General features: G+C 58.1%; 20 protein-coding genes and 4 tRNA genes. 13 read left to right on the forward strand and 11 right to left on the reverse strand.

The genetic code is table 11. The features are described from left to right. Nucleotides 1-76: 76 nt before the first annotated feature. Nucleotides 77-370, reverse strand: coding sequence for a family 1 glycosylhydrolase (locus I2D57_RS06350; protein WP_229055663.1), 294 nt, complete (start codon nt 368-370; stop codon nt 77-79). A 151-nt stretch (nt 371-521) separates the two neighbouring features. Here I2D57_RS06350 and I2D57_RS06355 point away from each other — a divergent pair, with 151 nt between their 5' ends. The 11 genes from I2D57_RS06355 to rplA all read left to right on the forward strand — a co-directional run bounded on the left by I2D57_RS06355 (nt 522) and on the right by rplA (nt 6,139). Continuing rightward, nucleotides 522-1,358 (forward strand): MurR/RpiR family transcriptional regulator, encoded by an 837-nt coding sequence (locus I2D57_RS06355; protein WP_195232391.1) that lies wholly within the window; start codon nt 522-524, stop codon nt 1,356-1,358. A gap of 399 nt (nt 1,359-1,757) precedes the next feature. Continuing rightward, a tRNA-Tyr gene (locus tag I2D57_RS06360) sits at nt 1,758-1,839 on the forward strand. Between the two features lie 10 nt (nt 1,840-1,849). After that, nucleotides 1,850-1,925 (forward strand) — tRNA-Thr (locus I2D57_RS06365). A gap of 3 nt (nt 1,926-1,928) precedes the next feature. Then, a tRNA-Met gene (locus I2D57_RS06370) sits at nt 1,929-2,005 on the forward strand. A gap of 96 nt (nt 2,006-2,101) precedes the next feature. Next, nucleotides 2,102-3,292 (forward strand): elongation factor Tu, encoded by a 1,191-nt coding sequence (gene tuf / locus I2D57_RS06375; protein ID WP_035137538.1) that lies wholly within the window; start codon nt 2,102-2,104, stop codon nt 3,290-3,292. 279 nt (nt 3,293-3,571) lie between these two features. Then, a complete protein-coding gene (gene rpmG / locus I2D57_RS06380) occupies nt 3,572-3,721 on the forward strand; it encodes a 50S ribosomal protein L33 (RefSeq protein WP_022093895.1) in 150 nt (49 codons plus the stop codon). Between the two features lie 13 nt (nt 3,722-3,734). Then, a tRNA-Trp gene (locus I2D57_RS06385) sits at nt 3,735-3,810 on the forward strand. 76 nt (nt 3,811-3,886) lie between these two features. Beyond that, nucleotides 3,887-4,225: a preprotein translocase subunit SecE gene (gene secE, locus I2D57_RS06390; protein WP_006234983.1), complete on the forward strand. Its 339-nt coding sequence runs from the start codon at nt 3,887-3,889 to the stop codon at nt 4,223-4,225. Between the two features lie 3 nt (nt 4,226-4,228). Further along, the gene (gene nusG, locus I2D57_RS06395; protein WP_099432095.1) at nt 4,229-4,765 is read left to right on the forward strand and encodes a transcription termination/antitermination protein NusG; all 537 of its coding nucleotides are present in this window, start codon (nt 4,229-4,231) and stop codon (nt 4,763-4,765) included. 120 nt (nt 4,766-4,885) lie between these two features. Next, nucleotides 4,886-5,314: a 50S ribosomal protein L11 gene (gene rplK / locus I2D57_RS06400; RefSeq protein ID WP_022093893.1), complete on the forward strand. Its 429-nt coding sequence runs from the start codon at nt 4,886-4,888 to the stop codon at nt 5,312-5,314. Between the two features lie 117 nt (nt 5,315-5,431). Next, a complete protein-coding gene (gene rplA, locus I2D57_RS06405) occupies nt 5,432-6,139 on the forward strand; it encodes a 50S ribosomal protein L1 (protein WP_022093892.1) in 708 nt (235 codons plus the stop codon). A 287-nt stretch (nt 6,140-6,426) separates the two neighbouring features. Here rplA and I2D57_RS06410 read toward each other — a convergent pair whose 3' ends face one another. The 9 genes from I2D57_RS06410 to I2D57_RS06450 form a co-directional block, all read right to left on the reverse strand. Further along, complete coding sequence (locus I2D57_RS06410; RefSeq protein ID WP_117563789.1) at nt 6,427-7,137, reverse strand: metallophosphoesterase family protein; 711 nt, start codon at nt 7,135-7,137, stop codon at nt 6,427-6,429. Beyond that, on the reverse strand, nt 7,134-9,050 hold the full coding sequence (locus I2D57_RS06415) for a BMP family ABC transporter substrate-binding protein (protein ID WP_195361883.1): 1,917 nt from the start codon (nt 9,048-9,050) through the stop codon (nt 7,134-7,136). Before I2D57_RS06415 ends, I2D57_RS06410 begins: the two co-directional genes overlap by 4 nt. Before the next feature lie 92 nt (nt 9,051-9,142). Beyond that, nucleotides 9,143-9,910, reverse strand: coding sequence for a mechanosensitive ion channel family protein (locus tag I2D57_RS06420; RefSeq protein ID WP_195239368.1), 768 nt, complete (start codon nt 9,908-9,910; stop codon nt 9,143-9,145). Nucleotides 9,911-10,246: 336 nt separating this feature from the next. Next, the gene (locus I2D57_RS06425; RefSeq protein WP_055250279.1) at nt 10,247-11,041 is read right to left on the reverse strand and encodes an ABC transporter ATP-binding protein; all 795 of its coding nucleotides are present in this window, start codon (nt 11,039-11,041) and stop codon (nt 10,247-10,249) included. After that, entirely contained in the window at nt 11,034-11,957 is a 924-nt protein-coding gene (locus I2D57_RS06430) for an ABC transporter permease (protein ID WP_195361884.1), read from the reverse strand. The genes I2D57_RS06425 and I2D57_RS06430 overlap by 8 nt, the downstream gene beginning before the upstream one ends. A 203-nt stretch (nt 11,958-12,160) precedes the next feature. Continuing rightward, nucleotides 12,161-13,141, reverse strand: coding sequence for an ABC transporter substrate-binding protein (locus I2D57_RS06435; protein WP_195361885.1), 981 nt, complete (start codon nt 13,139-13,141; stop codon nt 12,161-12,163). Between the two features lie 158 nt (nt 13,142-13,299). After that, the gene (locus tag I2D57_RS06440; RefSeq protein ID WP_195361886.1) at nt 13,300-14,088 is read right to left on the reverse strand and encodes a hypothetical protein; all 789 of its coding nucleotides are present in this window, start codon (nt 14,086-14,088) and stop codon (nt 13,300-13,302) included. Nucleotides 14,089-14,337: 249 nt separating this feature from the next. Then, nucleotides 14,338-15,741: an asparagine--tRNA ligase gene (asnS, locus tag I2D57_RS06445; protein WP_324249209.1), complete on the reverse strand. Its 1,404-nt coding sequence runs from the start codon at nt 15,739-15,741 to the stop codon at nt 14,338-14,340. A 181-nt stretch (nt 15,742-15,922) separates the two neighbouring features. Further along, nucleotides 15,923-16,486, reverse strand: a complete 564-nt coding sequence (locus tag I2D57_RS06450) for a PTS sugar transporter subunit IIA (protein ID WP_040359007.1) — start codon at nt 16,484-16,486, stop codon at nt 15,923-15,925. A gap of 243 nt (nt 16,487-16,729) precedes the next feature. On the opposite strand from I2D57_RS06450, the gene I2D57_RS06455 reads away from it, so the two are divergent. Beyond that, on the forward strand, nt 16,730-17,629 hold the full coding sequence (locus tag I2D57_RS06455) for an alpha/beta hydrolase (RefSeq protein WP_195361887.1): 900 nt from the start codon (nt 16,730-16,732) through the stop codon (nt 17,627-17,629). 299 nt (nt 17,630-17,928) lie between these two features. Here I2D57_RS06455 and I2D57_RS06460 read toward each other — a convergent pair whose 3' ends face one another. After that, nucleotides 17,929-18,579: a GntR family transcriptional regulator gene (locus I2D57_RS06460; protein ID WP_117775869.1), complete on the reverse strand. Its 651-nt coding sequence runs from the start codon at nt 18,577-18,579 to the stop codon at nt 17,929-17,931. A gap of 255 nt (nt 18,580-18,834) precedes the next feature. On the opposite strand from I2D57_RS06460, the gene I2D57_RS06465 reads away from it, so the two are divergent. After that, nucleotides 18,835-19,611, forward strand: coding sequence for a dimethylarginine dimethylaminohydrolase family protein (locus I2D57_RS06465; protein ID WP_117583089.1), 777 nt, complete (start codon nt 18,835-18,837; stop codon nt 19,609-19,611). Nucleotides 19,612-19,659: the final 48 nt, after the last annotated feature.

Here is a 19,659-nt window from a genome sequence, read left to right on the forward strand (position 1 = left end):
GGACGAAGTCCGGGCCCGCGCCTTTAGACGCGAGCCCGGGGCCCGTGGGTTATACCCTAAGAGCAAACCACCCTTTTTAAGGGTGGTTCTGATTCACTTCACCGATACCCGTGGGGATGATTCGACTCCATGAAAGAGAGAAGCGATAGGTGTTTTGTCCGCCTTCTTTCATCATGCGGATATCTTCTTCATAGCGATGGTAGAAGTCGCAAGATACATCACCGTCAACATGGTTGATGTTCTTATTGCTTGTGTGGTTAAAGAAATCCCACTCGCCAAGGCCTTTGCCGTCTTCGTTCCAGGCACCCTCGCACTGATAAGACGCCGTGGCGGAACCCCAGAGAAACGGGATGTTGTTCACGTTGCCCATGAATCCCCTTTCCATCATTCAACACGGTGGATACGTGTGGCGGAATTACGATTAAGATGACGTCAACTGATTTGAATCATAGGAGAACGACCAAAGCTGTTTGATTCAATAAATGAACTATGATTTCGAGGAGAGCGGAAAGAGGGATCACGTGAATATCAATGACTTCGATGTGCTCAATCGCATTAGCTCCATCATCAACAGCGAGTTTGGGTCAAACGATGCCGCCATCGCTCGATATCTCATCGCTCACATTAGGCGTTCGAGCGAAATCAATGTTGCCACAATAACCCGCGATGCATTCGTGACCCGTTCCGCTGTTCGTCGTTTCTGCAATCGATTGGGCTACCAGTCTCTTAGCGATTTGAAAGAATCATTTACTCAATCAGTCTTTCCAAGCGACTTAAGCCATCGAGAGGAGGAATTTGGCTACGAGGAGTACAGGGCAGAGCTCGACGTTCGCATGATCGAGATGTTCGCTGAGGTTGAAAGCGGCGTGTCCGATATCGCTATTAAGCACCTTGCCGACGAAATTGATGGCCATAAAAACGTTGAAATCTGGTGCACCAATAATGTGAGCGCCAATCTCGTACGATTTCAGCAGGAAATGTTTTATGCGGGCAAGATAGTTCGCATAGTTGCTGGGGCTAACGTCGCGGAATTGAAAAACATGGGAGACGCTTCGCAGTCATTGATAATTCTCGTATCGGTCTCCGGGCTATTTGCGTCCCAGGCGCGTGAGTATCTTGATTGCCGTTCGGGCAGGAAGATTCTAATTACTGCGTTTAGCAACGATGACAAATCGAGGTCTTTTGACCGTGTATATCGTCTTGGTAATGCGGGAAACGGAATTGACCGACTCGGCGTTTATTCGAAATACGCCATGACCTATTTCTTCGACTTGCTATCGTCGTGTTACTTGAGTCGCTACCCCTGCACCAAGGGGGAGCCGCTCTATGGGTCTACTTTGGTCTGGCCCGAGCAGTAGCGGCTCTATAGTTCTCCCGTCTGGAGAATGAGCGTGGATAATCTCCGCTTTGGGCTTAGAGCCGCGCTAAAAGCGGGAGATTATCCACGCTTGAACGTGCCGTGGAAGCACGATCGTGACCTATGTAATAGTGCAAGAGGGTCGGTATCGAAGGTCGATGCTGCAGATGTACTCCACCGTGACAAAGTGTTCCCTCGTGAAATGTCACAAGCGTAGCCAAATCCACCGTCCTTCATATCCAAACTCAACAAAACCGCAGGTCACAGCTATATAGATACGCCCGGAACCGTGTATCTAAAGGTTTTCGTTGACAGCCCCCAAGGTTGCATCGTATTATCTTTTTCGTTCGCGGGGGCGGCGGTCCAAAAGACCAAAGGACCTGCGGATACTTGAACGATTGGGAGTTTGCCCGAGTGGTTAATGGGGACGGGCTGTAAACCCGTTGGCTCTGCCTACATAGGTTCGAATCCTATAGCTCCCACCCGTCAAGTGCCTGTATAGCTCAGTCGGTAGAGCACTTCGTTGGTAACGAAGAGGTCACCAGTTCAAGTCTGGTTGCAGGCTCCATCCGGCGGTGTAGCTCAGTTGGTTAGAGCACACGGTTCATACCCGTGGCGTCACTGGTTCGAATCCAGTCACCGCTACCATAGGTAACACGGTGGCTTCTCAATAGTATGTTGAGAGGCCACTATGGTATAAAGGCAAAGTCCCGTCCGGGGACGACCTGTTTAGAGGAGGGCTTTATGGCCAAAGAGAAGTTTGAGCGCACTAAGCCGCATGTTAACATCGGCACCATTGGTCACGTCGACCACGGCAAGACCACGCTGACCGCTGCCATCACCAAGGTTCTCTCCGAGACCGAGGGCTGCAAGGCTGACTTCACTGCGTTCGAGAACATCGACAAGGCTCCCGAGGAGCGCGAGCGCGGCATTACGATCTCCGTCTCCCACGTCGAGTACGAGACTGCTGCCCGTCACTACGCTCACGTTGACTGCCCGGGCCACGCTGACTACGTCAAGAACATGATCTCCGGTGCTGCTCAGATGGACGGCGCTATCCTGGTCATCGCCGCTACCGACGGCCCCATGGCTCAGACCCGCGAGCACATCCTGCTCGCCCGTCAGGTCGGCGTTCCCTACATCGTCGTCTTCCTGAACAAGTGCGACATGGTCGACGATGACGAGCTCATCGACCTCGTCGAGATGGAGACCCGTGAGCTCCTCTCCGAGTACGATTTCCCCGGCGACGACATTCCCGTCATCCGTGGTTCCGCTCTGGGCGCTCTCGAGGGCGACGCCAAGTGGATGGACGCTATCCGCGAGCTCATGAAGGCCGTCGACGAGTACATCCCGACGCCTGCTCGTAACAACGACCTCCCCTTCCTGATGGCCGTTGAGGACGTTATGACCATCTCCGGCCGTGGTACCGTTGCTACCGGCCGTGTCGAGCGCGGTGAGCTCAAGCTCAACGAGCCCGTCGAGATCGTCGGCATCAAGGATACCCAGAACACCGTCGTTACCGGTATCGAGATGTTCCGTAAGTCCATGGACTTCTGCGAGGCTGGCGACAACGTCGGTCTGCTGCTCCGCGGCATCAAGCGCGAGGACATCGAGCGCGGCCAGGTTCTCTGCAAGCCCGGTTCGGTTACCCCGCACACCAAGTTCACCGGTGAGATCTACGTTCTGACCAAGGAGGAGGGCGGCCGTCACACCCCGTTCTTCGATGGTTATCGTCCTCAGTTCTACTTCCGTACCACCGACGTTACCGGTACGGTCAAGCTCCCCGAGGGCACCGAGATGGCTATGCCTGGTGACCACATCACCATCGAGGGCGACCTCATCCACCCGATCGCCATGGAGGAGGGCCTGCGCTTCGCTATCCGCGAGGGTGGCCACACCGTCGGTTCGGGCATCGTCTCCACGATCATTGAGTAAATTAGCTCTTTGATATAGCTGACTTAGAGAACCCGGCACTTATATGGGTGCCGGGTTCTTTTCTGCAATGGATATTGAGCCGTTGCTGGTGTCGAGAGGATCGACAATGGTCCTGGATGCACCGTCGATTAGATCTCGATGGCTTCATTGATGTGTTCCAAATATGAATGGATCCACCGAGAACCAATTGACTCGAGGTTTTCATTGACAGCACTTACGTGGAGCTGATAAAGTAACAACTCGTGCCCGTACGGGGCGGAAATGAAAGGTTCAGGATACATGCGTACTCTAGTTACTCTTGCGTGCACTGAGTGCAAGCGCCGCAACTATACGACCACCAAGAACAAGTCGACCATGCCTGATCGTATGGAGATCAAGAAGTATTGCCCCTGGTGCCGTCATCACACGCTGCACAAAGAGACTCGCTAGTCTCTAGTCACATACGCCAGTAGTTCAATTGGTAGAGCATCGGTCTCCAAAACCGAGTGTTGAGGGTTCGAGTCCTTCCTGGCGTGCCAGTCATTATTCCGTAAGCTCCCAATTGGGGGCTTACGGTTTACTCATGTATAAGCGCATTGCGCGGAGGTAACCCAAATGGCCAACAAGAAGAACAAGAAGAAGGCTCAGCAGCAGGCGCCTGCCAACAACGCTGCCGCCAACTCCAAGGTTGAGGCCAAGAAGGCCGTTGCCAAGAAGAACGAGAAGGCTGCGAAGTCCAAGAAGAACGAGAAGCCTGGTTTCTTCGCCCGCACCAAGAAGTATTTCGCTTCGGTCAAGTCCGAGATGAAGCGTGTCACGTGGCCCGATAAGAAGGAGCTCGTGAACTACTCGGTCGTCGTTTGCGCTTCTCTGATCGTCGTCGGCGTCGTCATCGCTCTGCTCGATGCTGGCTTTGGCGAGGCTCTTGCTCTGTTCTCTGGATTGAGGGGCTAAACCATGTCTAAGCGTTGGTACGTCGTTCACACTTACTCTGGATACGAGAACCGTGTTAAGTCCGATCTCGAGCATCGAATCGAGACTATGGGCATGCAGGACCGTATCTTTGATATCGAGATTCCTATGGAGCGTGTCACCGAGATTAAAGAGGGTGGCAAGCGTGAGACCAAGGATTCCAAGATTTTCCCGGGTTATGTCCTTGTCCGCATGGAGATGGATGATGATGCTTGGACGTGCGTTCGTAACACGCCTGGCGTCACCGGTTTCCTGGGCGGCAACGGCAAGCCCGCTCCGCTTTCCCGCGACGAGTACAACAAGATGACTCGTCGTCCCGGTAAGGGCGATTCGCCCAAGCGCACTTCGGTTGATATTGAGGTCGGCACGTCCGTCCGCGTCACCGATGGCCCGCTTACCGACTTTGATGGCAAGGTCTCCGAGGTTAACACCGAGGCTGGCAAGCTCAAGGTCACGCTGATGATCTTTGGCCGCGAGACGCCGGTCGAGCTCGACTTTAACCAGGTCGCTGTCATCGCTTAAGTTTTCGTCCGTTCGCGCGAGCGTGCTTCTTCTGTGACTGCTCATCTCAGGAGTGCTTCTAACACGTGCGTGCTTACGATATAGCAAGTACTTCACACTCGTGATTCGAAAGGAATGACCATGGCTGAGAAGAAGGTTGCCAACGTCATTAAGCTCCAGATTCCTGCTGGTGCAGCTAACCCCGCTCCTCCCGTCGGCCCCGCCCTGGGCGCTGCTGGCGTGAACATCATGCAGTTCTGCCAGGCCTTTAACGCCGAGACGCAGGACAAGAAGGGCGACATCATCCCCGTTGAGATCTCTGTCTACGAGGATAAGTCCTTCTCCTTCATCACCAAGACCCCGCCGGCGGCTCACCTCATCAAGAAGGAGCTGAACCTCAAGTCTGGTTCCGCTAAGCCCCAGGCCGACAAGGTTGGTCAGCTCTCCCAGGAGCAGCTCACCAAGATCGCCGAGATCAAGATGCCGGACCTCAATGCCAACGACATTGACGCCGCCAAGAAGATCATCGCCGGTACCGCCCGTTCCATGGGCGTCACCATCGCTGAGTAGCGATTTCTTATGGTAACGACGGGTGCTCCGACCGGGGCGCCCGTTAAATGTGTGCAATAGGGCACACGATACGATGTGGGAGGGCTCACGCCCGTTTAACCACAGGAGGTAATGCACATGGCTAAGCATGGTAAGAGCTATAACGCCGCTGCCGAGAAGATCGACCGCGCCACGCTCTACACCCCCCTTCAGGCTGCCAAGCTCATCAAGGAGCTCGACACCGCCAAGTTCGACGAGACCGTCGAGGCTCACTTCCGTCTGGGCATCGATACTCGTAAGGCTGACCAGAACATCCGTGGTTCCATCTCCCTGCCCCACGGCACCGGCAAGACCGTTCGTGTTGCCGTCTTCGCCGAGGGCGAGAAGGCCCGTGAGGCTGAGGCTGCCGGCGCCGACATCATCGGTTCCGACGAGCTCGTCGCCCAGATTCAGAAGGGCGAGATCAACTTCGACGCCGCTATCGCTACGCCGAACATGATGGCCAAGGTTGGCCGCATCGGTAAGATCCTTGGTCCCCGTGGCCTCATGCCGAACCCCAAGCTCGGCACCGTGACCATGGACGTCGCCAAGATGGTCTCCGAGCTCAAGGCTGGCCGCGTTGAGTACCGCGCCGACCGCTACGGCATCTGCCACGTGCCCCTGGGCAAGAAGTCCTTCTCTGAGCAGCAGCTCGTCGAGAACTACGCTGCCCTGTACACCGAGATTCTGCGCGTCAAGCCCTCTTCTGCTAAGGGCAAGTACGTCAAGTCCATCTCCGTGTCTTCCACCATGGGCCCTGGCGTCAAGGTCGATCCCGCTGTCCAGCGTGACTTCTTGGCTGAGTAACTGCTAGTTACTGCCTGAGCAAAGCAAGCATTGCTAAAGAAACCCGGTTCCGCCTCGTGAGGGACCGGGTTTCTTGCTATCTCGGGCCAAAACCACCACAAAGGGGACAGGCACCTTTGTGGTGGTTTTGGCACTTTGGCGTCAATGTTATGGCATCGCAGCGAGCCGGTTCCAAGTGCCCCAGGTCGCCCCGAAAGAGGAGCGACGCGTACTTTGGTACGCGAGCGACGGCTTGAGGGGCGAGATGGGGTGCTTGGGGCCGGCGCAGCGTCAAGCCTTAAAGGTGGTTACCAGGGGGTTCTGGCTGTTGAAGACTCGATGGCTTCGTGGCGTTTGAGCTCGCGGCGCATGGTTTGCGAGTTGAGCCAGGCTGCCTGCCAGCCACGGATGGGGTAGCGCGTCTGGTCGAGCTCAAACTGCGTATAGCCGCAGGCGTTGATGATCGTCGTTCCACACACATGCTGCCGCTCGCGCTGAAAATCGTAACCGTAGCTTTGGTGTACATGCCCATGCACCATGTAGTCGGCCCCCCAGGACTCAAGCGCCGTGTTAAAGCACTCAAACCCTCGATGCGGTAGATCGTCCAGATCACCCATACCGGCGGCGGGCGCATGGGTAAGCAGAATGTCGCACCCGCCGACCATCCTAACCTTACGCGACAGCTTACGCATGCGCTTGGACATCTCGCGTTCGGTGTACATGTTGGCGCCGTCGCGATAACGCATGGACCCGCCAAGGCCCGCAATGCGAATCCCTCGGTACGTGTACACGCTGTCTTCCACGCAGATACATCCGCCCGGTGCATGACGTGCGTAGCGATCATCGTGATTGCCGCGCACGTAGATGAGCGGTTTGTTGATGACTGTAACCAAAAACTCAAGATAGTCCGGGTCCAGATCGCCGGCGGACAATATCAGGTCGACTCCCTCAAAGCGTTCCTTGCGAAAGCACTCCCAAAGGCATCGTTCTTCGGTATCGGCTATGGCAAGGATTTTCATAGGGCAGGGACTTTCGGCTCATCGTCGAGCTGCGGAATGGTGCCCACCACGTTGTCCGCCAGCCAATTCATCTCGACAATCTGCGTGCTCGGCAGCGGAGGGAAGCCTTCGATCTGTACCACGCCGTTCTGGCTGTGGAGCTCGCCGCCAAAGGGGTTGATGGATCCCTCAACAATGCCATTGCGGAGGAGCTGAACAAGCTTCCGCGTCTGATAAGGCAGGCCCGGAGCGTAGCGAATGTCGATAACACCTGAGCTCATGCCGTACCAGTAGTTGACGGCGCGCACTTGCTGCTCATCGGCGGTTTCGTCCCACGTGCCGTGCAGCAGGCTTTTCACGATGAGCTCGTAGTAACGGCCCCAGTTCCATACGGGCATGGCGATGCCGGTGACTTTGCCGTCGACCAAGCGGTGAAGCCCGTAGGCCGTTGGGTCTTCGAGCGACTTTGACATGTCAGCGCCGGTCATGACGCTCACGCCTTCGCGGCACATGGCCTCGGCAAGACCACCGGCAGGCACATCGCCCCAGGTGAGGATTACCTGCGCGCGGGGGTCGAGCAGCGAGGCGCCAATCGCAAAGGCGTTGATCTCGCTGAGTGCGCCCGAGGCGAAGACCGACGCGTGGTAACCGATGCGGTGGTTGTCCGCCATGCTGGCCGCAAGGGCGCCCAGCAGAAACTTGGCCTCGTACATCTTGCCAAAGTACGAACGGACGCTTTGATGGGGAAGGCCGATAGAGCAGTTGAGGAACCGAACCCGGGGATACTCAACGGCAGCTCTGAGCGTATATTCCATCAGGCGGTGCGAGGTCGAGAAGATGACGTTTGCTCCATGTTTGACAGCCGTTTCCACGGCGGCGTAGAACACATCCGGATCGTGACAGTCCTCGAACGCCTCGGTGCGCACGATACCGCCAAAGTGCTCATCGAGATACTGACGCCCTTGGTCGTGCAGGCTGTCCCAGCTCGACGTCGCACAGGGGAACTCATGGATAAAGGCGATGCGCAGGGGGTTGGCCGTCGAGTAGACGGTCTTGCCCATAAAGAAGTTGAGCACGCCAGAGGTGGACTTGGCGGGCGTCTCCTCCTCGTCGACGCTCGGTGCTTCGACAAGATCGACCTTGTCCTCGTCATTTTTGCCGGCAATGACCAGCTCGCGCCAGATCTTGCACAGGCGGTTTACGACGATATCCGTTGGCGTATCCAGCAGGCGGTCCTGGTTGTACACATTGAGGTAGACGAGCATGGCGTCGGCGGGCGTAATGTCCAGGTGATCGCCGCCTGCGCGAAGGTAGGCACGCTTAAAGAGCAGGAAAGTGTGGCGCAGGTAGTCGACCTTTTTCTGCGGCCATTTTTCGATAAGGTTCTGACCGAGCATCTTCGCGAGCGTTTCGTAGCTTCCCTCACGCGAGAACTCGATCTCGTATAGGGGGCAGACGCGCCAAAACGCGCAGAACTCGCCGTACAGGCGGCTTTCGACGGAATCCCATGTGCCGGGGTAGAGACGGGTGACCTTGGCCGAAACCGTCGGGGCGTCTAGGAATTTGAGGACACTGACGCGTTTGTTGCCTTCTTGGACATAGAACCGATGCATGAACTCGGTGACGATGACGGGGTCGCGATAGCCCTCGGTCACCTGGATGTCGTAGAGGTTGGACCACTTGCGGGCGAACTCGGTGCTAAACGGAAGCAGGGGCATAAAGTTACACGAAAAGGCGGACTGACGGCCCTTGGTGACCGTGCCGACGACCATTTCGAGCGGAATATCCCGCAGGCCGACATTCTCTCGCTGACCTAAGGGGAGCTGAGCAACCAAGCTATCGAGGTCCGTAAGGTATGGATGCTCGCTTTGGCTAATGGCGCGTCGACGTCCTTGCTCGCCGCGCTTGCGTGCTTGACGATAGGCCTCTTCCATAATGTTGCTCCCTTAGTCGTTTAAACAACTATATGAACCATGGTACCACGAATGAAAACCACTACAAAGATGCCTGACCCCTTTGCGGTGGTTTAGGCGATGATGGGGGCGATGGCGCGGATGCAGGCGTCGGCAGCGGTGAAAGTGGTGCTGTCGTCGCTGACGATAAAGATGATCTTTCCTTTGATGCCAAAGTCGCCGATTTCGCTAAAGAGCACGTAGGGCTCTTTGTCAAAGCCCGAGATGGGCGAGACGGCCGTTTTGGTTGCGCTCGTGAGCTCGTCTGCCAGCACGTCAAGGGAAGCCCACTTAGACGTGTCCTTTACGGCAACGGGCACGGCCACGCGTCCAAAGGGCATCAAATGCACGAGCGTGTTCTTGGAGATGTTGGAGTTGGGCACAATGATGGTCTGTCCACAGGCATCCTCAATCGTTGTATGACGCCAAGTGATGTCTTGGACCACGCCGGATACGCCGCCGACCTCGATATTGTCGCCGGGTTTGATGATGCCCATAAAGGTCACTTGCATGCCGCCGATAAGGTTTGACAGCGTGTCCTGAAAGCCGAGCGAGATGGCGATGCCGCCGACGCCAAGAGCGGCGACGAGCGCGTTTGCGTTAATGCCAAAGCAGTTGTCGAGGATAAAGCTGCCGCCAATCATCCAGATGACGGCGCGCGCGATGTTGATGAAGATACTCGATGCCGGAAGCGGGTTATCGTCTCGGTTAAGCAGATGGTTCAGGGTCTTGGATACGACCTTGGCAGCGACGGCGGTGCCTATCGCCAAGATGACGGCCCAGATGATGTTGTGGACCCACCGTTGCTCAAAGAAATGAAGAATCGGCTCAAACAATTCCATATAGGGAAAACCTCCTTATGATCGTCCAACCATGATACCCACCAAGAAGCCCGTCCGATCACATCGGACGGGCCGATAACTTGAGATGGGGTGGCCGCGGTGGCGTAAGCTGGGGCGCCGGCGAGCACGCCGGCAAGGAGTGCGGCGGTCAAGGCGAGACGGGGAAGAGAGCTTCTCGTGGCAGTTTCCTTAGTCCTTAACCAGTAGTTCCTGCTGACGCTGGATTATCGACATAATATGCGAAAACCGCCGCAAGGGCGTCTGTCCCTTTGCGGCGGTTTTGACGTTTGCGCAGATAAAACCTACCAAAATAAACCTGTCCCTTTTTGGCAGGTTTTAGCTTAGCAGCATGCGGTCGTTGGCGAGCTCGCCGCCCGAGACCTCCTCGAATTTCTGCAGCAGGTCGGCTACGGTGAGCGACTTCTTCTCATCGCCCGCCACGTCGTAGATCACGTGGCCTTCGTGCATCATGATCAGACGGTTGCCCAGACGGATGGCGTCGTTCATGTTGTGCGTGACCATGAGCGTGGTCAGGTGGTTCTCGTCGACGATCTCCTCGGTCAGGTTAAGCACCTTAGAGGCCGTCTTGGGGTCGAGGGCCGCGGTGTGCTCGTCGAGCAGCAGCAGGCGCGGCCTGGTGAGCGTGGCCATCAGCAGGGTGAGTGCCTGGCGCTGGCCACCCGAGAGCAGGCCGACCTTGGCGTTGAGACGCGTGTCCAGACCAAGGTCCAGGCGCTTGAGCAGCTCGACGTACTCATCTTTCTCGGCCTTGGTGACGCCCCACGAAAGGCCGCGACGCTGGCCGCGACGCTTGGCGAGGGCCAGGTTCTCGGCGATCTGCATGTCGGCAGCGGTACCGCGCATGGGGTCCTGAAACACGCGGCCCAGGTACTTGGCGCGCTGCGACTCGCTCAGGCGCGAGATGTCGGTGCCGTCGAGCTCAATAACGCCCGAATCGAGCGGGTACACGCCGGCGATCATGTTGAGCAGCGTGGACTTGCCGGCGCCGTTGCCGCCGATCACGGTTACAAAGTCGCCGTCATTCAGGGTGAGGTCGACGCCGGTGAGCGCGCGCTTCTCGGTGACGGTGCCCTTGTTAAAGGTCTTCTTGACGTGCGAGAGCTTAAGCATCTGCCTCATCCCCCTTCGTGTAGGAGCTGCGGAGCTTATAGCGCTCCCAAACCACGGGCACGCACAGGGCCACAGCGACAATCACGGCGGAGAGCAGCTTCATGTCGTTGGCGTCCATGCCCAACTGCAGCACGATGGCGCGGATAAGGAAGTACACCACGGAGCCAAAGACGGCAGAGGCAAGACGGACGCTAAACTGCGTCAGACCGCCGGGCAGCAGGCGGCCGAGCACCTCGCCGATGACGATAGCGGCAAGACCGATAACGATGGCACCGGTGCCCATGCCAATGTCAGCGTACTTCTGGCTCTGGCAGATGAGCGCGCCGGCAAGGCCGATGAGGGCGTTGGAGAGCACGAGGGCGATCATCTTGGTGGTGTTGGTGTTAACGCCCAGGGCGCGGATCATGTACTCGTTGTTGCCGGTGGCACGCAGCGCCGAGCCGATCTCGGTGCCAAAGAACCAGTACAGGATGGCGACGATGGCCACGGCCAGCACAATGCCCAGGATGATGGCAACGGTGGACTGCGGCAGGCCCGTCATGTGGCTGACGGATGAGAAGATGGTGCCCTTGGCAAGGATGGGCGTGTTGGATTTGCCCATGATGCGCAGGTTGATGGACCACAGACTGATCTGCGTAAGGATTCCGGCGAGGATTGCGGGAATCTCAAAGACGGTGGTCAAGATGCCCGTGATGGCGCCGGCGATGGCACCGGCGCACATGCCGGCTAGCACGGCGAGCAAGGGGTCGACGTTATTGTTGACGATGAGCACGGCGCAAACACAGCCGCCGAGGGCAAAGCTGCCGTCGCAGGTCATATCGGGGATGTCGAGCAGGCGGAACGTGATAAACACGCCAAGCACCATAATGCCCCAGAGGACGCCCTGCGAAACGGCGCCCTGCAATGCAATGAGCATGCTTCATACCTCCTAGGATAGGGTGGACACGTGATTCACCATAATAGCGGTAACAATGCATAGAAGAGCTGCGGACAGACGTTTTGTTTTACCTGAAACAAGCAGGGCGGACGCCGGTCTACAGCGCCCGCCCCTGTGGCTCAGATATTGAATAACGCGGCTAAAGCGCGAGCACGGGCTCTAGACGCATGCCGCGTATGGCATTACGCGTCCAGAGCGGAGAGGTCGATGCCCAGAGCCTCGGCCATCTCGTCGTTCTTGACGACGACCAGGTCCTTGCTCGAGAGGTGTTTGATCGGCATGTCTTCGGGCTTGGCCTCGCCTTTCAGGATCTTAACGGCCATCTCGCCCGCGGCGTAGCCCAGGTCCTCGTAATTGATGGAGAGGGTGAACAGGCCGCCGGCCATGCACATACCCTCCTCGCCAGTCACGAAGGGAAGCTTGTTTTCCTTGCAGATCTGGCCGACCTGCGAGGCACCCGCGGCGATGGTGTTGTCGGTGGGGGAGTACAGCGCGTCGACCTTGCCCACGGCAGACTCGACGACGGACTGAATCTCGTTGGAGCTCGAGACGGTGAAATCGGTGTACTCCAGGCCCAGCTTGTCGAGTTCCTTCTTGGCGGCCTTGATCTGGACGTCGGAGTTGGACTCGGCGGTGCAGTAGAGCAGGCCGACCTTTTTAACGTCGGGCAGGACCTTCTGCATCATCTCGAGCTGCTCGGCGACCGGGGTGAGGTCGGAAGCGCCCGTGACGTTGGTGCCCGGCTTGTCGTTGTCCTGGACCAGGCCGGAGGCGGCGTAGTCGGTGATGGCACAGCCCACGATGGGGATATCAGCCGTGGCGCCGGCGGCAGCCTGCGCGGCGGGCGTGGCGATGGCATAAATCAGGTTGACGTTGTCGCCCACAAACTTGTCGGCAATGGACTTACACGTGGACTGGTCGTTCTGGGCGTTCTTCTGGTCGATCTTGACCTTAAGGCCGCTCTTCTTGATGGCCTTGACGAAGCCGTCGTTGGCGGCATCGAGCGCGGAGTGCTCGGTGAGCTGCAGAACGCCGATGGTGTAGTCGGAACCGGCGGCAGCGGAGCCGGAACCAGAGTTGCCGCCGCATCCGGCGAGCGGAGCGAGCGCGAGCAGGCCAGCGGAGACAAGAAGGCTCCTGCGGCTGATGGTGATGTCCTTCATATCATTACCCCCAGTATAAAAATGGCTGGAAATACTGCACTAGGAAAAAGTGCAAGTGGGACTATAGTAACGCCGATGCCCATTTTTACAACATCCTGGCGTGTTTTTAATACTGAACCGGATGGGCGGTGCTGAGGAACGACGGACGGTAACGGGGCTTATGCTGCGGGCGCGGGGCTGTCTTCATCGTCTAGCGCGGCAAAGAGTTTCTTGCCATCGAGCAAACGCGTGCTGACGTTTCTCATGCGGCTGACCTCAACGGTGCGCAGGGTGTCGTCGACGCCCCGGGTGTCGTAGACCGTTCCCAGCAGATACGAGACGCCGTCGCGCTGCCTGATGGCAAAGGGCCGGACCGTTATCCGCACCACCTCGGTTTCGCCTCGGGCCAGGATGTTTGAGATATCAAAGCTGACAGTTGTCCCATGGTCGATGGCCTGTTCGACGAGCTCGCACGTGTCGATACGCTTGGCGTGCGGACGCGTTTTCTTGACGGGCGCGTCGTTGGCGGCCGGTGCCGGTTCGGGCATATCGAGATAGCCGCGAACATCGGCGCTCGCCATGGCGACCAGGTGCTGCGCCATGCTCTTTCGAATGGCTATGGGCGTCGACCGGTTGCGCATGACCATGCCGTGGAGCCGTATGATCTCCTCGTCAGCAAGCGGGCGGGTGAGGAGCCGATAGCCCACGCCGCGTTTATAGTCGATTTCGTATCCGGCGTGACGAAGTGCGGATATCGAGGTATAGATGCTGCGGCGTGCCGCCGAGATGGGCATGCGTGCGGGGTCGTCGGGATGGGCGAGGAGCTCGACCAGCTCGTCGGAAAGCAACGCCTTGTCCTCGCCGGTGTTCTTGCTCAAGAGCTGCAGGATGCGTACGGCTCGATAGGCTGCCATCGAGGCGGGGCCCCTGGTCGTGGTCTCGTAGTTTTCAACAACGGCTTTGGTCATAGTGCCCACGTCCTTTCCGTTTTGGGTGGCGACGGTATGGAGCCTAGGACGCGGGACTTTCCCAGGGGCGCACGGCGCTCTGGGCGGTCGGTGGCCGTCGGCAAACGGCGGATCGAGTTTTCAACAGCCCTGCTCGACTGACCGAAACCTTGCCAAAAGCTTGACGGATGCTGTTGAAAAAAGCGCCTCTCGACTTGCCGAGAGGCGCTTATATCATGCGATATGACACGTTTTGTGGCGTTACGGCGATTAGAAGTCGGCGTTACCCACGGTACGAGGGTGCGGCAGGACGTCACGGATGTTGCCAACACCGGTCAGATACATGACCAGGCGCTCGAAGCCCAAGCCGTAGCCGGCGTGCTTGCAGGAACCATAGCGGCGCAAGTCCAGATAGTACTTGTACTGCTCGGGTGCCATGCCCAGATCCTTAATGCGACCCTCGAGCAGGTCCAGGCGCTCCTCGCGCTGGGAGCCACCGATGATCTCGCCGATGCCCGGCACCAGGCAGTCGGCGGCGGCGACGGTCTTGCCGTCGTCGTTCATGCGCATGTAGAAGGCCTTGATCTCTGCCGGATAGTCGGTTACGAAGGTCGGGCGCTTAAAGTGCTCCTCGGTCAGGAAGCGCTCATGCTCGGTTTGCAGGTCGATGCCCCAGCTGACGGGGTAATCAAACTGATGGCCCGCAGCAACTGCCTGCTCCAGGATCTCGACGGCCTCGGTGTAGGTAACGCGGGCAAAGTCGGAGTTTGCCACGTGGTTCAGACGCTCGATCAGGCCTTTGTCCACGAACTTGTTGAGCATGTTGAGCTCGTCGGGGCAGGTGGCCATAACGTCCTTAAGGACGTACTTGAGCATGGCCTCGGCGCTATCCATGTAGTCGTTAAGGTCGGCAAAGGCCATCTCGGGCTCGATCATCCAAAACTCGGCGGCGTGGCGCGTGGTGTTGGAGTTCTCGGCACGGAAGGTGGGACCAAAGGTGTACACGTCGCCAAAGGCCATGGCAAAGTTCTCGGCATTGAGCTGGCCGGACACGGTGAGGCTTGCATGCTTGCCAAAGAAGTCCCGGCTCCAGTCGACCTCGCCGGACTCGGTGAGGGGCGGATTTTTGGGGTCGAGCGTGGTCACGCGGAACATCTCGCCGGCGCCCTCGCAGTCACTCGTGGTGATGATGGGGGTGTTGACGTAGACAAAGCCCTGCTCCTGGAAGAAGCGGTGGATGGCGGCAGCCGCGACAGAGCGGATGCGGAACACGGCGCGGAACAGGTTGGTGCGCGGGCGCAGGTGCTGCTGGGTGCGCAGGAACTCGACGGTTGCGCGCTTCTTCTGCAGCGGGTAATCCGGGGCGCTCGTGCCCTCGACCTCGATGGAGGTGGCAGAAAGCTCGAAGGGCTGGGGCGCATCGGGGGTCAGCTTGACGGTGCCGGTGCAAATGAGTGCGGCCGAGACGTTTTGATGGGCGATCTCGTCGTAGTTGTCGAGTGCCTCGCGGTTCATGACGACCTGCAGGTCGCGGAAGCAGCTGCCGTCGTTGAGCGTAACAAAGCCAAAGTTCTTCATGTCGCGGACGGACTTGACCCAGCCGGCGACGGTGACGGTCTGGCCGCCGAGCGACTCGGCATCGGCATAGAGCTGCGCGATTTTGGTGCGGTTCACGTATCCTCCCATAACGGTTGAATGATAGTTATCCATACAGTTCGATATTCTAGCAGCTCGGCTCATTTGGGCTATACAGATAAGGCATTGGCGGGATGGTTTTTCAAACGAAAAGCGCCCGCGGCCAAATGGTCGTGGGCGCTTGACGAGGTGCCTTTTGGCTGTGTGGCGCGGGGCCTGGCTACTTGGTCTTGGCAACCAGCAGCGGGTCGCCCAGCTTGACGAGCGGGTTGCCGCCGATAAGCGTTCCAGACTCGCCGACATGGTCGATGCTCTTAAGACGATCGAGCTCGGAGACGATGACGGTCACGATGTCCTCGTGACCAGCGGCCTTAATGGCCTCGCGGTCGAAGCTGATGAGCGGCTGGCCTGCCTTGACCACATCGCCCATCTCGACAAAGCGGGCAAAACCCTTGCCGTTCATTTCCACGGTGCCCAGGCCAACATGGATGAACACGCGCAGGCCGTCCTCGGTGATCATGCCGATGGAGTGGTTGGTGACAGTGGTGGCACCGATGCGGCCGTTGGCGGGCGCATAGATGGTGCCGGTAATGGGCTCGATGCCATAGCCCTGGCCAAGCATGCCCGAGGCGATCGTCTCGTCGGGAACCTCGTTCAGGTTGACGAGCACGCCGTTAACGGGGGCATAGATGACGCCTTCGCGGGTAGCGAAGCTTGCTGCGGGCGGAACGGACGCCTCGCCGGTCGAGGTGAAGGTGGACTTAAGCGAATCGAGCAGACCCATAGTTGCCTCCAACTTAAATAGGCGCATATCGCGCGTTTGGTTTGCCGGAAACGTTTCGCATGTGTTTCGCGGCTTGGTCAACGCCCCTATTTTACGCTGCTCAACGATACCTCTGAACTGGGATTATGTGATATATCAGTTGAAGGGAAACTTATTGCCGGAGTGTTTCTGCGCCACGGGTTCAAGTGGGGTACGCTTGAAGGCGAAAAACAAGGGCGCATAATTTGCGCGAAGGGAGCACATATGATTGTCGAGAACCATGCGCTGTGGGGCGAGGAGCCGACCGAGGATTATCCAGCGACCTTTACGTATCTGGGTGCCGAGCCGCTGCCCGACAAGCCCAATGGCCGCCGCCCCGCGGTGATTATCTGCGGCGGAGGCGGGTTTACGCATATCGCACCGCATGAGCAAGACCCCGTGGCGTTTGCGTTTTTGGATCACGGTTACCAGGCCTTTGTGCTCAACTACGTCACGAGTTCTACGGGTGACGTGAGCTTTCCGCACCCCCAGGCAGATCTTGCCAAGATGATCGCCACGGTTCGCGCCAACGCCGACGAGTGGCATGTCGATCCCAAGCGCGTGTGCGTTGTGGGATTCTCGGCGGGCGGCATGATCTGCGCTTCGCTGGCAACACAGTGGAAGACCGGCCCCTTCGCGGCACTTGCCGGGGCGCGTCCGGACGACATTCGTCCCGATGCCGTGGTGCTGGGCTATCCATTGCTCGACTTTGCCTATGTGCGTGACATGCAGACGCGCGATCCGCGCATTGACTTGCGTGTGCCCAAGACGGGCGGCAAGACGGGACGCGATTTGCTCAACGACTACCTGTCGATGGTGACGGGCGGCGAGGCAACTGACGAGCATCTGGCCGACATCTGCCCCACCACGCATGTTTCGCGTCAGATGCCACCGACCTTTGTGTGGGGCGTGTCCGACGACAAGACGGCGCCGATCGCGCAGGTCTACCCGTTTGCGCAGCGCATGGCCGAGGAGGGCGTTGCATGCGAGATGCACGTCTTCGACCAGGGTGGTCACGGCCTTTCGCTCGGCAACGCCAACACCGCGGTCGACAACGAGGACAAGCAGGTGGCGGTCCGCCCCTGGATTCGCCTAGCCTTCCGCTTCCTGGGGCGCCATCTGTAAGAGTCCCGGCATCCAAGCCCTTCAATAACTTGCGGTGAAATAGTTCCTATCTGGGGCATCAACCAGCCCATCCAGGAACTATTCCACCGCAACTTCGTTTTTGATGTCCCGTCTGGAAACTGCATCCCAGTTCCCCCTTCAAGGTGGGACACGGTTTCCCATAGGGCCTCGATTTGGAAACCACATCCCGTTTCGAGCTCAAATTCTGGGTCGCAGTTTCCTCGAGGGGCCCCGTTGGGAAACTGCGACCCGTTTCGAGCGGGAATAACGGGACACGCTTTCCGCAAGGGCATCGTTTCCTACCAGACGGTGAACTGGGCGTTTTCTGTGTTCCAATGGACATCGCGAACGTAGTCGCGCACGCCCGTCGCATCTCGTGCTTCGAACAACTCAAGAATATGAGCATGTTCGTTGTTGGCTTTATTGAGCAGTTTGCACGCCGTCTCCTGGTCGACAGTCTCGTAATCGCGCTTGATAAAGCAGCGCTCGAGCTGCGAGATCATATCGCGCAGACGGTCGTTGCCGCAGCGGTTGAAGTACGTTAGATGAAAGTCTCGCTGAATGTCGTCGTACTTTCGGATGAGGCCGCCTTGGATCGCGAGGTCCATGGAGCCGACGAGAAATTTAAGCTGCGTAATGTCATCGTCGGTTAGGTTCGGACAGGCGAGATATGCGGCCTGCCCGTCGAGCGGCCCCATAATCTCAAAGACTTCAACGGCGTTTTGCTGATCGAACCCACGGACGCGGAATCCGCGGCGGGGGAGATTGTCCAGATAGCCGTCGCTTGCGAGCTGGATGAGCGCTTCGCGGACCGGCGTGCGCGACACGCCCATGGCGTCGCAGATCGCTTGCTCGCTCAGCCGGTCGCCGGCCGAAAGCTCGCCGGCGTCAATACGGCTCGAAATGTAGTCGTATACGTGGTCTTTCAGGGGCCTTCTGAGCGTTTCCATGAGCCTATGTTCCTTAACGGTATATTTCTAAAAGCAAATACGTTTCACTTGAATAGCTCAGTTGAATTATAGAACGACCAGCTAAATCATGCTACTTTGCGCCGATACGTAAGAATACGCTTACCGAAGAATACCTACCGTTCAGGATTGTATACAATATACAAAATAGGAAAACCGCCCTAAGATAAAGACATCGAAAGGAAGGCGGGCGCGAAGAAGTCCCGCTTTCTGCTAAGAGATCCAAGGAGGATCATCATGACCAAGTTCAGCCACGTCATCATCCGCCGCCCCGGCAAGTCTCTGAGCAATGGCATCACGAGTGCCCCCGAGCTTGGCCAGCCCATCTACGAGCGCGCCATCGAGGAGCACTACGATTACGAGCATGCGCTCGAGCAGTGCGGCGTTGACGTGTCGGTGCTGCCGGCACTCGAGCAGTATCCCGACAGCTGCTTCGTCGAAGACCCGGCCGTTATCACTCGCTGCGGCGCCATCATTACCAACCCCGGCGCCGATAGCCGCAACGGCGAGAAGGACGAGATCGAGCCGGCCGTCCGTCGCTTCTTTGACGACGAGCATGTCAAGCACATCGTTTCTCCGGGCACGCTCGACGGCGGCGACGTCATGATGGTCGGTGACCATTTCTACGTCGGTCGCTCCGCTCGTACCAACGAAGAGGGCATCCGCCAGTTCTGTGAGATTCTCGAGGGCTGGGGCCTCGAGGGTTCTGAGGTTCCGCTGGAGGAGGTCCTGCACCTCAAGACGGGCGTCAACTACATCGAGGACAACAACATGCTCGTCTCTGGTGAGTTCATCGATAAGCCCGACTTTGCCCAGTACAACAAGATTGTCGTGCCCGAGGACGAGGCGTACGGCGCCAACTGCATCTGGGTCAACGGTACGGTCATCGTTGCCGAGGGCTATCCGACTGTGCTCAAGGCCGTGCAGGATCTGGGCTACAAGACACTCGTCGTTGACACCTCCGAGTATCGCAAGGTCGACGGCGGCCTTTCTTGCCTGTCGCTGCGCTTCTAACGCGATAGCTGTAACAGTCTGATGATCGCTTGACCGATGGCCCGGCAC

Source organism: Collinsella aerofaciens (assembly GCF_015553355.1).
GTDB lineage: Bacteria > Actinomycetota > Coriobacteriia > Coriobacteriales > Coriobacteriaceae > Collinsella > Collinsella aerofaciens_V.

Excerpts from the sequence above, each read along its gene's own strand:
- I2D57_RS06465 (WP_117583089.1), top strand. The coding sequence starts at position 18,835 with ATGACCAAGTTCAGCCACGTCATCATCCGCCGCCCCGGCAAGTCTCTG.
- I2D57_RS06425 (WP_055250279.1), bottom strand. The coding sequence starts at position 11,041 with ATGCTTAAGCTCTCGCACGTCAAGAAGACCTTTAACAAGGGCACCGTC.
- rpmG (WP_022093895.1), top strand. The coding sequence starts at position 3,572 with ATGCGTACTCTAGTTACTCTTGCGTGCACTGAGTGCAAGCGCCGCAAC.
- I2D57_RS06430 (WP_195361884.1), bottom strand. The coding sequence starts at position 11,957 with ATGCTCATTGCATTGCAGGGCGCCGTTTCGCAGGGCGTCCTCTGGGGC.
- I2D57_RS06420 (WP_195239368.1), bottom strand. The coding sequence starts at position 9,910 with ATGGAATTGTTTGAGCCGATTCTTCATTTCTTTGAGCAACGGTGGGTC.
- I2D57_RS06460 (WP_117775869.1), bottom strand. The coding sequence starts at position 18,579 with ATGGAAACGCTCAGAAGGCCCCTGAAAGACCACGTATACGACTACATT.
- rplA (WP_022093892.1), top strand. The coding sequence starts at position 5,432 with ATGGCTAAGCATGGTAAGAGCTATAACGCCGCTGCCGAGAAGATCGAC.
- I2D57_RS06410 (WP_117563789.1), bottom strand. The coding sequence starts at position 7,137 with ATGAAAATCCTTGCCATAGCCGATACCGAAGAACGATGCCTTTGGGAG.
- I2D57_RS06350 (WP_229055663.1), bottom strand. The coding sequence starts at position 370 with ATGGGCAACGTGAACAACATCCCGTTTCTCTGGGGTTCCGCCACGGCG.
- rplK (WP_022093893.1), top strand. The coding sequence starts at position 4,886 with ATGGCTGAGAAGAAGGTTGCCAACGTCATTAAGCTCCAGATTCCTGCT.
- secE (WP_006234983.1), top strand. The coding sequence starts at position 3,887 with ATGGCCAACAAGAAGAACAAGAAGAAGGCTCAGCAGCAGGCGCCTGCC.
- tuf (WP_035137538.1), top strand. The coding sequence starts at position 2,102 with ATGGCCAAAGAGAAGTTTGAGCGCACTAAGCCGCATGTTAACATCGGC.
- I2D57_RS06450 (WP_040359007.1), bottom strand. The coding sequence starts at position 16,486 with ATGGGTCTGCTCGATTCGCTTAAGTCCACCTTCACCTCGACCGGCGAG.
- I2D57_RS06440 (WP_195361886.1), bottom strand. The coding sequence starts at position 14,088 with ATGACCAAAGCCGTTGTTGAAAACTACGAGACCACGACCAGGGGCCCC.
- nusG (WP_099432095.1), top strand. The coding sequence starts at position 4,229 with ATGTCTAAGCGTTGGTACGTCGTTCACACTTACTCTGGATACGAGAAC.
- I2D57_RS06415 (WP_195361883.1), bottom strand. The coding sequence starts at position 9,050 with ATGGAAGAGGCCTATCGTCAAGCACGCAAGCGCGGCGAGCAAGGACGT.
- I2D57_RS06435 (WP_195361885.1), bottom strand. The coding sequence starts at position 13,141 with ATGAAGGACATCACCATCAGCCGCAGGAGCCTTCTTGTCTCCGCTGGC.
- I2D57_RS06455 (WP_195361887.1), top strand. The coding sequence starts at position 16,730 with ATGATTGTCGAGAACCATGCGCTGTGGGGCGAGGAGCCGACCGAGGAT.